The sequence below is a fragment of the Pseudomonas sp. zfem005 genome (assembly GCF_032621735.1).
Classification (GTDB): Bacteria; Pseudomonadota; Gammaproteobacteria; order Pseudomonadales; family Pseudomonadaceae; genus Metapseudomonas; species Metapseudomonas solani.
On the sequence record NZ_JAVYJE010000014.1, the window covers coordinates 10,676 to 24,115 of the forward strand.

General features: G+C 68.2%; 8 protein-coding genes. 6 read left to right on the forward strand and 2 right to left on the reverse strand.

Annotation, left to right across the window (positions count from 1 at the left end; all coding sequences use genetic code 11):
- The first annotated feature begins 224 nt into the window (after positions 1-224).
- The 4 genes from RTW82_RS26725 (at position 225) to RTW82_RS26740 (ending at position 9,319) form a co-directional block, all read left to right on the forward strand.
- Positions 225-1,517 (forward strand): MdtA/MuxA family multidrug efflux RND transporter periplasmic adaptor subunit, encoded by a 1,293-nt coding sequence (locus RTW82_RS26725; RefSeq protein WP_410478860.1) that lies wholly within the window; start codon positions 225-227, stop codon positions 1,515-1,517.
- Positions 1,514-4,609 carry an MdtB/MuxB family multidrug efflux RND transporter permease subunit gene (locus RTW82_RS26730; RefSeq protein ID WP_316926981.1) on the forward strand — a complete coding sequence of 1,032 codons (3,096 nt, stop codon included), beginning with the start codon at positions 1,514-1,516 and terminating at the stop codon, positions 4,607-4,609. The genes RTW82_RS26725 and RTW82_RS26730 overlap by 4 nt, the downstream gene beginning before the upstream one ends.
- A 118-nt stretch (positions 4,610-4,727) precedes the next feature.
- Positions 4,728-7,835, forward strand: coding sequence for an efflux RND transporter permease subunit (locus tag RTW82_RS26735; protein ID WP_316926982.1), 3,108 nt, complete (start codon positions 4,728-4,730; stop codon positions 7,833-7,835).
- Positions 7,832-9,319, forward strand: a complete 1,488-nt coding sequence (locus RTW82_RS26740; RefSeq protein WP_316926983.1) for an efflux transporter outer membrane subunit — start codon at positions 7,832-7,834, stop codon at positions 9,317-9,319. Before RTW82_RS26735 ends, RTW82_RS26740 begins: the two co-directional genes overlap by 4 nt.
- A gap of 387 nt (positions 9,320-9,706) precedes the next feature.
- On the opposite strand, the gene RTW82_RS26745 is transcribed toward RTW82_RS26740, so the two are convergent.
- Positions 9,707-10,564, reverse strand: coding sequence for a LysR family transcriptional regulator (locus RTW82_RS26745; protein WP_316927079.1), 858 nt, complete (start codon positions 10,562-10,564; stop codon positions 9,707-9,709).
- Positions 10,565-10,669: 105 nt separating this feature from the next.
- Between RTW82_RS26745 and RTW82_RS26750 the strand changes: the two genes are divergently transcribed.
- Positions 10,670-11,131, forward strand: coding sequence for a nucleoside deaminase (locus tag RTW82_RS26750; RefSeq protein WP_316926984.1), 462 nt, complete (start codon positions 10,670-10,672; stop codon positions 11,129-11,131).
- The gene (locus RTW82_RS26755) at positions 11,118-12,317 is read left to right on the forward strand and encodes a CynX/NimT family MFS transporter (protein WP_316926985.1); all 1,200 of its coding nucleotides are present in this window, start codon (positions 11,118-11,120) and stop codon (positions 12,315-12,317) included. The genes RTW82_RS26750 and RTW82_RS26755 overlap by 14 nt, the downstream gene beginning before the upstream one ends.
- A gap of 6 nt (positions 12,318-12,323) precedes the next feature.
- Here RTW82_RS26755 and RTW82_RS26760 read toward each other — a convergent pair whose 3' ends face one another.
- The gene (locus tag RTW82_RS26760) at positions 12,324-13,328 is read right to left on the reverse strand and encodes a TRAP transporter substrate-binding protein (RefSeq protein WP_021219145.1); all 1,005 of its coding nucleotides are present in this window, start codon (positions 13,326-13,328) and stop codon (positions 12,324-12,326) included.
- Positions 13,329-13,440 lie beyond the last annotated feature (112 nt).

Here is a 13,440-nt window from a genome sequence, read left to right on the forward strand (position 1 = left end):
CCAATAATCGGCAAGGCAAGCGCGCATGGTCGCGCGGGGCGGCTTGATGGACAAGAGCGGGCGCGGAAAGGAGATGTGACATTTGCGCAGGGAGCCGCCAAGGGCCGCCACCGCTCAAGGGCGCGCCATCGCTGCGGTAAGGAATGGGTAAATAGGCGGTAAAGAGACTTTGCCTATGGGCGCCGAGTGCTTATCGTGCACGCTCTCGCACAGACCGACCCTGAATCATGTCCTCGATACAAGACTCGCGCCCCCGTCCTTCCCGCAACTGGCTGATCATCACCCTCTGCCTGGCCGCCCTGGTGGCGCTGGTGTGGTGGTTCTGGCCGGCCTCGTCCAAGCACCCGGAAGGGGAGGCGACCCGTACCCGACCCGGCCCCGCCGGCATGGCGCGCCCGGGCTTCGGCGCGTTCGGCGGGCCGGTGCCGGTGCGCGTGGCGGCCGCCAGCGAGGGTGACTTCCCGGTGTTCTACAAGGCACTGGGCACGGTGACCTCGCTGAACACGGTGAACGTGCGCAGCCGGGTCAACGGCGAAGTGATGAAGCTGGCCTTCGAGGAAGGCCAGCAGGTGAAGGCCGGCGACCTGCTGGCGGTGATCGACCCGCGCCCCTATGAGGTGGCGCTGCAACAGGCCGAGGGCACGCTGCTGCAGAACCAGGCGCAGCTGAAGAACGCCGAGATCGACCTGGCGCGCTACCGCGGCTTGTACGCCGAGGACAGCATCGCCAAGCAGACCCTGGACACCCAGGAAGCCCTGGTGGGCCAGTACAAGGGCACGGTGAAGGCCAACCAGGCCGCGGTGGCCGATGCCAAGCTCAACCTCAGCTTCACCCAGGTGCGCGCCCCGGTGTCGGGCCGCGTGGGCCTGCGCCAGGTGGACCTGGGCAACCAGGTGAGCTCCGGCGACACCACGCCGCTGGTGGTGATCACCCAGACCAAGCCCATCAGCGTCACCTTCACCCTGCCGGAGAACCAGCTGCCGGCGGTGGTCACGCGCTTCCGTGCGGGCAATGCCCTGGCGGTGGAAGCCTGGGACCGTGGCGACACCCTGAAGCAGGCCGAGGGCGTGCTGCAGAGCCTGGACAACCAGATCGACACCGCCACCGGCACCCTGAAGTTCAAGGCGCGCTTCGCCAACGAGGGCGAGACGCTGTTCCCCAACCAGTTCGTCAACGTGCGCCTGCTGGCCGACACCCTCAAGCAGTCGGTGCTGATCCCGTCCGCCGCCGTGCAGTTCGGCAGCCAGGGCACCTTTGCCTACGTGATGGATGGCGACAAGAAGGTGCGCGTGCAGGCCCTGGAAACCGGCCCGAGCGATGGCGAGCGCACCGTGATCAAGGCCGGGCTCAAGGTCGGCGAGCGCGTGGTACTGGAAGGCACCGACCGCCTGCGCGACGGCAGCGAGGTGGAAGTGGTGCACGACAGCGACCAGGTACCGACCCAGCCCAGCGAGCAGTTGCAAGGCGCGGACAAGGGCGCCGAGAAGGGCGGCAAGGCTGAAAAAGGCGGCGTATGAACATCTCCCGCCTGTTCATCCTGCGGCCGGTCGCCACCACGCTGAGCATGCTGGCGATTCTCCTCGCCGGCCTGATCGCCTACCGCCTGCTGCCGGTTTCGGCGCTGCCGGAGGTGGACTACCCGACCATCCGCGTCATGACCCTGTACCCGGGCGCCAGCCCGGACGTGATGACCAGCGCCGTGACCGCGCCGCTGGAACGCCAGTTCGGGCAGATGCCGGGGCTGACGCAGATGTCGTCCACCAGCTCCGGCGGCGCCTCGGTGATCACCCTGCGCTTCAGCCTGGAGGTGCAGCTGGACGTGGCCGAGCAGGAGGTGCAGGCGGCCATCAACGCGGCCAACAACCTGCTGCCCAACGACCTGCCGGCGCCCCCCGTCTATAACAAGGTCAACCCGGCCGACACCCCGGTGCTGACCCTGGCGGTGAGCTCCAAGACCCTGCCATTGCCGCAGCTGCACACCCTGGTCGACACGCGCATGGCGCAGAAGCTGTCGCAGATCAGTGGCGTCGGCATGGTCAGCATCGCCGGCGGCCAGCGCCAGGCGGTGCGGATCAAGGTCAACCCGGAGGCGCTCGCCGCCAACGGCCTGAACCTGTCCGACGTGCGCTCGCTGGTGAGCGCCTCCAACGTCAACCAGCCCAAGGGCAACTTCGACGGCCCGACCCGCACCTCGATGCTGGACGCCAACGACCAGCTGAAGTCGCCGGAGGAATACGCCAACCTCATCCTCGCCTACAAGAACGGCGCGGCGCTGCGCCTGAAGGACGTGGCGACCATCGTCGAGGGCGCCGAGAACGAACGCCTGGCCGCCTGGGCCAACCAGAACGAGGCGGTGCTGCTGAACATCCAGCGCCAGCCCGGCGCCAACGTCATCGAGGTGGTGGACCGCATCCAGGCGCTGCTGCCGAAGATGACCGCCAACCTGCCGGCGGGCCTGGACGTGGTGGTGCTCACCGACCGCACCCAGACCATCCGCGCTTCGGTCACCGACGTGCAGCACGAGCTGTTGATCGCCATCGCCCTGGTGGTGATGGTGACCTTCCTGTTCCTGCGCCGGGTCAGCGCCACGCTGATCCCGTCCATCGCCGTGCCGCTGTCCCTGGTGGGCACCTTCGGGGTGATGTACCTGGCCGGCTTCTCGGTGAACAACCTGACGCTGATGGCCCTGACCATCGCCACCGGCTTCGTGGTGGACGACGCCATCGTCATGCTGGAGAACATCGCCCGCCATCTGGAGGAGGGCGCCACGCCGCTGGAGGCCGCGCTCAAGGGTGCCCGGCAGATCGGCTTCACCCTGATCTCCCTGACCTTCTCGCTGATCGCCGTGCTGATCCCGCTGTTGTTCATGGCGGACGTGGTGGGGCGGCTGTTCCGCGAGTTCGCCATCACCCTGGCGGTGGCCATCCTGATTTCCCTGGTGGTGTCGCTGACCCTGACGCCGATGATGTGCGCGCGGCTGCTCAAGCCCGAGCCGGAAGAGAAGGAGCAGGGCCGCTTCTACCGCGTCAGCGGCGCCTTCATCGACGGCATGATCGAGCGCTATTCCCACGGCCTGCGCTGGGTGCTGCGCCACCAGCCGCTGACCCTGCTGGTGGCGGTCGCCACCCTGGGCCTGACCGTGGTGCTCTACCTGGCGGTGCCCAAGGGCTTCTTCCCGGTGCAGGACACGGGCGTGATCCAGGGCATCACCGAGGCGCCGCAATCGGTGTCGTTCCGCGCCATGAGCGAGCGCCAGCAGCGCCTCGCCGAACTGGTGCTGAAGGACCCGGCGGTGGCCAGCCTGACCTCCTACATCGGCGTCGACGGCGACAACGTCACCCTCAACAGCGGGCGCATGCTGATCAACCTCAAGCCCCACGGCGAGCGTGACCTCACCGCCAGCGAGGTGATCCAGCGTCTGCAGCCGCAGCTGGACAAGCTCAGCGACATCCGCCTGTACCTGCAGCCGGTGCAGGACCTGACCATCGAGGACCGGGTCAGCCGTACCCAGTTCCAGTTCAGCATGGAATCCCCGGACGCCGACCTGCTGCGCGAGTGGACCGGCAAGCTGGTGGACGCCCTGAGCCAGCAGCCGGAGCTCTCGGACGTGGCCAGCGACCTGCAGGACAAGGGCCTGCAGGTGTACCTGGACATCGACCGCGACATGGCCGGGCGCCTGGGGGTGGAGATTTCCGCCATCACCGACGCGCTCTACGACGCCTTCGGCCAGCGGCAGATCTCCACCATCTTCACCCAGGCCAGCCAGTACCGCGTGGTGCTGGAATCGGCCACGGGCGACCGCATCGGCCCGCAGGCGCTGCAGCAGCTGCGCGTCGCCGGCACCGACGGTGTGCAGGTACCGTTGGCCACCCTGGCGCGCATCGAGGAGCGGCAGACGGAGCTGGCGATCAACCACATCGGCCAGTTCCCGGCGGTGAACCTGTCGTTCAACCTGGCCCCCGGCGTCGCCCTGGGCGAGGCGGTGGCGGTGATCGAGCGGGTGCAGCAGGAGATCGGCATGCCGGAAGGCATCCAGACCCGCTTCCAGGGCGCGGCGGCGGCCTTCGAGGCCTCGCTGTCGAGCACGCTGCTGCTGATCCTGGCGGCGGTGGTGACCATGTACATCGTCCTCGGTGTGCTCTACGAGAGCTACATCCACCCGGTGACCATCCTCTCCACGCTGCCCTCGGCGGGCGTCGGCGCCTTGCTGGCGCTGCTGCTGTCGGGCAACGACCTGGGCCTGATCGCCATCATCGGCATCATCCTGCTGATCGGCATCGTCAAGAAGAACGCGATCATGATGATCGACTTCGCCCTGGAGGCCGAACGCAACCAGGGCATGAGCCCCGAGGACGCCATCTACCAAGCCGCGCTGCTGCGCTTCCGCCCCATCCTGATGACCACCCTGGCCGCGCTGTTCGGCGCCGTGCCACTGATGCTCGCCACCGGTTCCGGCGCCGAACTGCGCCAGCCCCTGGGCCTGGTGATGGTCGGCGGTTTGCTGGTCAGCCAGGTGCTGACGTTGTTTACGACGCCCGTTATTTATCTGGCCTTCGATCGGTTGTCGCGGCGCTTCGCCGGCCGCAGTGCCGCCGGAGTCGAAGTATGAGCGCGGCGAGCTTGAAGCTTGAAGCTGGAAGCTTGAAGTGGCAGAGCAGTCGTTTGGGGGTGAGCTTTTCGCTTCCGGCTTCCAGCTTCCAGCTTCCAGCTCAGTGCGGAGCACTGCAGTGAACTTATCCGCCCCGTTCATCCACCGCCCCGTCGCTACGATGCTGCTGAGCCTGGCGATCATGCTGCTGGGCGGCATGAGCTTCGGGCTGTTGCCGGTGTCGCCGTTGCCGCAGATGGATTTCCCGGTGATCACGGTGCAGGCGAGCCTGCCCGGGGCGAGCCCGGAGATCATGGCGTCCAGCGTGACCACGCCGCTGGAGCGTTCACTGGGGACCATGTCCGGCGTCACCCAGATGACCAGCCGCACCAGCCAGGGCTCGACGCGGATCATCATCCAGTTCGACCTGGACCGTGACATCAACGGCGCCGCCCGCGATGTGCAGGCGGCCATCAACGCCTCGCGCAACCTGCTGCCCAGCGGTATGCGCAGCATGCCCACCTACAAGAAGGTCAACCCGTCCCAGGCGCCGATCATGGTGCTGTCGCTGACCTCCGATGTGCTGGAGAAGGGCCAGCTGTACGACCTGGCCTCGACCATCCTGGCCCAGAGCCTGTCCCAGGTTAAGGGCGTGGGCGAGGTGCAGATCGGTGGCAGTTCTCTGCCGGCGGTGCGGGTCGAGCTGGAGCCGCAACTGCTCAACCAGTACGGGCTGTCCCTGGACGATGTGCGCAGCCGCATCGCCGCCGCCAACCAGCGCCGGCCCAAGGGCGCGGTGGAGGACGACGGGCGGCATTGGCAGGTGGGCGCCAACGACCAGCTGGAGAAGGCGGCCGACTACGCGCCGCTGATCCTCCGCTACCAGGAAGGCTCGGCCCTGCGCCTGGGCGATGTGGCCCGGGTCCGCGATGCGGTGGAAGACCGCTACAACAGCGGCTTCTTCAACGACGAGAACGCGGTGCTGCTGGTGATCAACCGCCAGGCCGGCGCCAACATCATCGAGACCATCGAAAGCATCAAGGCGCAGCTGCCGACCCTGCAGGCGGTGCTGCCGGCCAGCGTCAAGCTGAACCAGGCGATGGACCGCTCGCCGGTGATCCGCGCCACCCTGCACGAGGCCGAGCGCACCCTGCTGATCGCCGTGGTGCTGGTGATACTGGTGGTCTACCTGTTCCTCGGCAGCCTGCGCGCCTCGCTGATCCCGGCGCTGGCGGTGCCGGTGTCGCTGGTGGGCACCTTCGCGGTGATGTACCTGTTCGGCTTCTCCCTCAACGTGCTGTCGCTGATGGCGCTGATCCTCGCTGCCGGGCTGGTGGTGGACGACGCCATCGTGGTGCTGGAGAACATCTCGCGGCACATCAACGACGGCATGCCGCCGTTCAAGGCGGCGCTGCAGGGCACCCGCGAGGTGGGCTTCACCCTGCTGTCGATGAACCTGTCGCTGGTGGTGGTGTTCGTTTCCATCCTGTTCATGGGCGGCATCATCGACCGCATGTTCCGCGAGTTCTCCCTGACCCTGGCGGCGGCCATCCTGGTGTCGCTGCTGGTGTCGCTGACGCTGACCCCGATGCTCTGCGCGCGCTGGCTCAAGCCCCACGTGCCGGACAAGGACAGCCGCATGCAGCGCTGGAGCGAGGCCATCCACGAGCGCATGACCCGGCTCTACGACGTGACCCTCGGCTGGGCCCTGCGCCACCCGCGCCTGACCCTGCTCAGCCTGTTCATCACCATCGGCCTCAACGTCGCGCTCTACGTGGTGGTGCCCAAGACCTTCCTGCCGCAGCAGGACACCGGGCAGCTGATCGGCTTCATCCGCGGCGACGACGGCCTGTCGTTCAGCGTGATGCAGCCGAAGATGGAGATCTTCCGCCGTGCCGTGCTCAAGGACCCGGCGGTGGAAAGCGTTGCCGGCTTCATCGGTGGCAGCGGCGGCATCAACAACGCCTTCATGATCGTGCGCCTGAAGCCGATCAAGGAGCGCAAGCTGTCGGCGCAGAAGGTCATCGAGCGCCTGCGCAAGGACATGCCCCTGGTGCCCGGCGGCCGGCTGATGCTGATGGCCGACCAGGACATCATGACCGGCGGCTCCCGCGAGCAGCGCAGCTCCGAGTACGAGTATGTGCTGCAGGCCGAGGACCTCGGCGACCTGCGCACCTGGCTGCCCCAGGTGACTGCGGCGCTGAAGTCGCTGCCGGAGCTCACCGCCATCGACGCGAAGGAAGGCGAGGGTGCCCAGCAGGTGACCCTGAAGGTGGACCGCGAGACGGCCAAGCGCCTGGGCATCGACATGAACATGGTCACGGCGGTGCTCAACAACGCCTACAGCCAGCGGCAGATCTCCACCATCTACGACAGCCTCAACCAGTACCAGGTGGTGATGGAGGTCAACCCGAAATACGCCCAGGACCCGGCCACCCTCGACCAGGTGCAGGTGATCACCGCCGATGGCCAGCGCGTGCCGCTGTCCAGCTTCGCCAGCTATGAGCGCAGCCTGGAGGAGGACCGGGTCAACCACGAGGGCCAGTTCGCTTCGGAAAGCATCTCCTTCGACCTGGCGCCGGGCGTGAGCCTGGACCAGGCCACCGTGGCCATCGAGAAGGCGGTGGCGGCCATCGGCATGCCCAGCGCCGTGGTCGCGCGCCTGGGCGGCACCGCCGATGCCTTCGCCGACACCCAGCAGAACCAGCCGTGGATGATCCTCGCCGCGCTGGTGCTGGTGTACCTGGTGCTGGGCATCCTCTATGAGAGCTACATCCACCCGCTGACCATCCTTTCGACGCTGCCGTCGGCGGGCGTGGGCGCGCTGCTGACCATCCAGCTGCTGGGCGGCGAGTTCAGCCTGATCTCGCTGCTGGGGCTGTTCCTGCTCATCGGCATCGTCAAGAAGAACGCCATCCTGATGATCGACCTGGCCCTGCAACTGGAGCGCAACGAGGGCCTGTCGCCCGCCGACTCCATCCACCGCGCCTGCCTGCTGCGCCTGCGGCCGATCCTGATGACCACCCTGGCCGCCATCCTCGGCGCGGTGCCGCTGCTGATCGGCGGCGCCGAGGGCGCGGAGATGCGTCAGCCGCTGGGTGTGACCATCATCGGCGGCCTGGTGCTGAGCCAGATCCTCACCCTTTACACCACCCCCGTGGTCTACCTGTACCTCGACCGCCTGCGCCATCGCTTCAACCGCTGGCGCGGCGTGCGTACCGACGCTTCGCTGGAGACACCGCTATGAGTCCGCAAACCCGCCGTCTGTTCCCGGTGCTGGCCCTGGCCATCGCCCTGGCCGGTTGTGCCATCGGGCCGGATTACCAGCAACCCGACCATGCCGTGCCCGCCCAGTTCAAGCATGCCGAAGGCTGGAAGGCCGCCGCGCCCGCCGACGCCCTGACCCGTGGCGCCTGGTGGGAGCTGTACGGCGACACCACCCTGAACGACCTGCAGAATCGCCTGGAAACCTCCAACCAGACCCTGGCGCAGTCCGTCGCCCAGTTCCGCCAGGCCCAGGCGCTGGCCCGGGGTGCGCGCGCCTCGTTCTTCCCCTCGGTGAGCGCCAACGCCAGCAAGACCCGCTCCGGCCAGGGCGGGAGCAGCAGCACCGTGCGCCTGTCCGACGGTTCCACCGTCACCAGTGGCGGCAGCGGCGGTATCTCCAACAGCTACAGCGCCACCCTCGGCGTGAGCTGGGAGCTGGACCTCTGGGGCAAGCTGCGCCGCCAGCTGGAAGCCGACAGCGCGAGCATGCAGGCCAGCGCCGCCGACCTGGCCGCCGTGCGCCTGAGCCAGCAGTCCGAGCTGGCGCAGAACTACCTGCAACTGCGGGTGATGGATGCGCAGAAGCGCCTGCTGGATGCCACGGTGCAGGCCTACGAGCGCTCACTGAAACTCACCGAGAACCAGTTCCGCGCCGGCATCGTCACCCGGGCCGACGTGGCCCAGGCGCGCACCCAGCTGAAGAGCACCCAGGCCCAGGCCATCGACCTCAAGTACCAGCGCGCGCAGCTGGAGAACGCCATCGCCGTGCTCATCGGCGTGCCGCCGGCCGAGTTCGACCTGGCCGAGGTGGACAGCGTGCCGGGTCTGCCGCAGGTGCCGGCGCTGGTGCCTTCGCAACTGCTGGAGCGCCGCCCGGACGTGGCCTCAGCCGAGCGCAAGGTGATCGCCGCCAACGCGCAGATCGGGGTCTCCAAGGCCGCCTACTACCCGAGCCTCAACCTCAGCGCCACCGGCGGCTACCGCAGCGGCGGCCTGAGCGACTGGATCAGCACGCCGAACCGCTTCTGGTCCATCGGCCCCGAGTTCGCCCTCAACCTGTTCGACGGCGGCCTGATCCGCTCCCAGGTCGACCAGGCCGAGGCCAGCTACGACCAGACCGTGGCCAGCTACCGCCAGACCGTGCTCGACAGCTTCCGCGAGGTGGAGGATTACCTGGTCCAGCTCAGCGTGCTGGAAGAGGAGAGCGGCGTGCAGCAGGAGGCCCTGGAGTCCGCCCGCGAGGCCTTGCGCCTGGTCACCAACCAGTACAAGGCCGGCCTGCAGGACTACAGCAGCGTGGTCTCCAGCCAGGCCACCGCCCTGTCCAACGAACGCACCGTGCTCAGCCTCACCGGCACCCGCCTCACCGCCAGCGTCCAGCTCATCGCCGCCATGGGCGGTGGTTGGGAGCAGGCCAGGCTGGAACAGGTGGACTCCGACGACGAAGGGCAGCCGGCGCCCTGAGCGGGGCGGCTGGCGCGCTGCCCTGCATCCTGCCCGTAGGATGGGTAGAGCGAAGCGAAACCCATGCGGTTGTGCGGTGACCCAATGCTTCTGTGCATGGGATCGGCTTCGCTCGGTGGATGAAAGAGCGCCATCCACCCTACGCAGCGGTCAYGTCCATCCGTCGTGAGCGARTTCATTCGCGAACGGCGTTCGTGCCGGGCATCGCGGTTATTGGCTGCCCCCRCCACAGAGCCTGACCAGCCCGTAGGATGGGTAGAGCGAAGCGAAACCCATGCGGTTGTGCGGTGACCCAATGCCTCTGTGCATGGGATCGACTTCGCTCGGTGGATGAAAAGAGCGCCATCCACCCTACGCCACGGGAAAGTGGGTTTGTCGCGGATGCCCCTACAGGTCTGCGCCATCTGGGCTGAGGAGCCTGACCAGGCGCTCTTCCAGCTCACGGCCGGCGCTGCCTTGGCCTTGGCGGCTGTAGAGGGCCAGGCGTACGCCCTGGATGTCGGGCAGGCCGCTGCTGGCGTCGAGCACGCGGTGCTGGGCGGTGGCGATGCGCAGGGGCAGCAGGCTGATGCCGAGGCCGGCGGCGACGGCGGAGCAGACGCTGGCGAGGCTGGCGCTGGAGTAGGCGATGCGCCAGCGGCGGCCCTGCACGTCGAGGCCGTGGAGCATCTCGTTGCGGTACAGGCCGCCGGCGGGGAAGGCCACCAGGGGCAGGGGCTCGCGGCCCAGCACCGGGTTGTCGCGGCTGTCGAACCAGCCCATGGGTTCCGGCCAGGAGGCGAGGCAGTCGTCGCTGTCGCCCATCTGCTTGACCAGCAGCAAGTCGAATTCGCCGCCCTGCCAGGCACGGCGCAGGTCCGGGCCGAGGCCGCTGGTGACCTCCAGGCGCGTGCCGGGGTGGTTGGCGGCGAAGGCGGCCAGCAGCGGCATCAGGCGTTCGGCGGCGAAGTCCTCAGGCACCCCCAGGCGCAGCACACCGGCGCTTTCCAGGTCGCCCATGGCGTCGCGAGCCTCTTCCTGCAGGGCGAGCAGGCGCCGCGCATAGCCCAGCAGGCGCTCGCCTTCGACCGTGGCCACCACGCGGCGCTGGCTGCGGTCGAGCAGGCGGCAGCCGGCGTCGTCTTCCAGACGGCGCAATTGCTGGCTGACGGTGGATTGGGTGAGGTGCAGGCGCTCGGCGGCGCGGGTGAAGTTGCCGCAGTCGGCCACCGCCACGAAGCTGCGCAGGAGTTGCGGGTCGAACATGGAGTCATGCCCTCTGCCACTGGTTTGCATGGTCATATTTAATTTCAGAATACCTGGCCGGCTGGACATAATCCGCAGGTTTTCCTCACCTTCGGAGCGATTTCCATGATGGATGACCAGGCATTCCTGCAGCGGGCGGTGGAGCTGGCCCGCGCCAACGTCGAGCGCGGCGGCCGGCCTTTCGGTGCGCTGCTGGTGAAGGACGGCGCGGTGCTGGCCGAGGCGGTGAACGAGATTCACCTCAGTGGCGACCCCACCGCCCACGCCGAGCTGCTGGCCATGCGTGCCGCCAGCCGCAGCCTGGGCCCGCGCCTGGAGGGCTGCGTGATCTACGCCAGCGGCCAGCCCTGCCCGATGTGCCTGGCCGCCATGCACCTGAGCGGGGTGAGCCGCGCGGTGTTCGCCATCGCCAACGAAGAGGGCGAGCCCTTCGGCCTCTCTACGGCGGCCATCTACCAAGAGATGGCGCGACCCCTGGCGCAGCAGCGCCTGCCGGTGCGGCACCTGCCCCAGGCGGGCGCCACCGCGCTCTACCAGCGCTGGAAGGACCTGCATGCACAAGGCTGAAACCCGCACCCCGCTGGTCGCCTGGCTGCTGCTGGTGGCCCTGGGCCTGAACCTGCGGCCGATCCTCGGTTCGGTGAGCCCGCTGCTGGGCGAGATCCGCGCGGCCACCGGGCTGAGCTTCCAGGGCACGGCGCTGCTGACCACCCTGCCGGTGATCTGCATGGGCCTGGTGGCCCTGGCGGCGGTGCGCCTGGAAGCGCGTTTGGGCGAGCGGCGTGGCGTGGCCATCGGGCTGGCGTTGATCTTCGGTGCCTGCCTGGCCCGCTGGCTCTGCGACCAGGGCGGCGCGCTGCTGGGTACGGCGTTGCTGGGTGGCATCGGCGTGGCGCTGATCCAGGCACTGGTGCCCGCGGTGATCAAGCGCCAGTTCGCCGGCCGCGTGGCCTTGGCCATGGGGCTGTATTCGGCGTCGCTGATGAGCGGCGGCGGGCTGTCGGCCTTGCTCAGCCCGGTGCTGGCCGGGCATTTCGGCCACTGGCAGGCGGGGCTGGGCTTCTGGCTGGTGCCGGCGGTCCTGGCCTGGGTGCTGTGGTTGTGGTTGCCCATGGCGGGCAGCGCGGCACCGCGCGTGGCGGGCGGCGGGCCGAGGTTGCTGGGGGACCGCCGCGCCTGGACGCTGGCGCTGTACTTCGGGCTGATCAACTGCGGCTACATGAGCATGGTGGCCTGGCTGCCGGCCTTCTATCAGCAATTGGGCTGGAGCCCCATCCGCAGCGGCTCCCTGCTGGCCTTCATGACGGTGTTCCAGGTGCTGGCCGCGTTGGTGATGCCGGCCCTGGCCCAGCGCGGGGTGGACCGCCGCCCGCTGCTGACGCTGTGCCTGGCGGCCCAGGCGGTGGGCTTCGCCGGGCTGGTGTGGATGCCGCAGCAACTGACCCTGCTGTGGGTGGCGCTGATCGGCTTCGGCCTGGGCGCGTGCTTTGCGCTGAGCCTGATCCTCACCCTCGACCATCGCCGTGACCCGCGCGAAGCGGGGCAACTGGCGGCCTTCGTGCAGGGCATCGGCTTCCTGATCAATGCGGTGTCGCCCTGGCTGACGGGCTGGCTGCGGGAAGTGACGGGCAGCTTCACCAGCGCCTGGGTGGTGCTGGTGGTGATGGTGCTGGCGATGCTGGCGCTGACCCGGGTGTTCAGCCCGGCCAGCTATGGGATGGCGCCGGGCGGCGAAGTGCCGGCCCGGGCCTGAGGCGGGTTACTGCGACTGCTTGCGGTTGACGACCTGCGCGGCCTTGACGATGTCGGCGCCGATCTCGGGGGTGAACTGCTCCCACACCGGTTGCATGGCGGTGCGCCAGGCCTGGCGTTCCTCGGGGCTGAGGGTGACCAGCTGGGTCTTGCCGCTGCTCTGGATGCGCTGGCGGTCGGCCTGGTTCTGCTGCTCGGCGGCGTGGTTCACCGCAAAGGTGACCTCATCGATGATGGCTTCCAGCTCGGTGCGGGTCTTGTGCGGGATGGCGTACCAGGTGCGCGCGTTGCTCACCAGCATGTAGTCCAGCACACCGTGGTTGGTTTCCATGATGAAGGGCTGAACGGTGTTGATCTTCTGGCTGTAGAGGTTGGACCAGGTGTTCTCGGTGCCCTGCACCTTGCCGCTTTGCAGCGCCGCGAAGGCTTCGGCAAAGGGCATAGGCACGGCCTTGGCGCCGAGCTGGGCGAACTGCGCCTCGAGTACGCCGGAGGCCTGGATACGGAAGGCCAGGCCGCGGGCGTCGGCCGGTGTGTGCAGGGCGCGGTTGGCCGACATCTGTTTCATGCCGTTGTGCCAGTAGGCGAGGCCGATGATGCCCTTGTCTTCCATGGAGCGCAGCAGTTGGCGGCCCTTGGCGCGCTTCTGGAAGCGGTTGACGGCTTCGAGGTCGTCGAACAGGAAGGGCAGGTCGAAGATCTGCAGCTGCTTGGTGTACTGGTCGAACTTGGCCAGCGATGGGGCCAGCAGGTCCACCTTGCCGTCCGCCAGGGCTTGCAGCTCGTCGGCGTCGCCGAACAGCGTGGAGTTGGGGTAGACCTCCACCTTCACCTGGTTGCCGAGGCGTTCTTCCACCAGCTTCTTGAACAGGAGCGCGCCCTGGCCCTTGGGCGTGTCGTCGGCCACCACGTGGGAGAAGCGCAGGGTAATGGGCGCTTCCTCCGCAGCGGCGGCGAAACCGGTGGGCAGAGTCAGTGCGCAGGCCAGGACGGCGATGTACTTCTTGATCATTGATGTCCCTTTCTTGTTATCGGGCAGATAAGTGCACCTTCGCGGGTTAGCGAGGGCGGCAGGCGCAGTGGCGCCCATCGGGGGCGTCCGGCTACGGCCTTGTCGTTATGGT

Bases quoted from the DNA above. Each gene is read 5' to 3' on its own strand.
- RTW82_RS26730 (WP_316926981.1), top strand. From the start codon at position 1,514: ATGAACATCTCCCGCCTGTTCATCCTGCGGCCGGTCGCCACCACGCTG.
- RTW82_RS26750 (WP_316926984.1), top strand. From the start codon at position 10,670: ATGATGGATGACCAGGCATTCCTGCAGCGGGCGGTGGAGCTGGCCCGC.
- RTW82_RS26755 (WP_316926985.1), top strand. From the start codon at position 11,118: ATGCACAAGGCTGAAACCCGCACCCCGCTGGTCGCCTGGCTGCTGCTG.
- RTW82_RS26745 (WP_316927079.1), bottom strand. From the start codon at position 10,564: ATGTTCGACCCGCAACTCCTGCGCAGCTTCGTGGCGGTGGCCGACTGC.
- RTW82_RS26740 (WP_316926983.1), top strand. From the start codon at position 7,832: ATGAGTCCGCAAACCCGCCGTCTGTTCCCGGTGCTGGCCCTGGCCATC.
- RTW82_RS26760 (WP_021219145.1), bottom strand. From the start codon at position 13,328: ATGATCAAGAAGTACATCGCCGTCCTGGCCTGCGCACTGACTCTGCCC.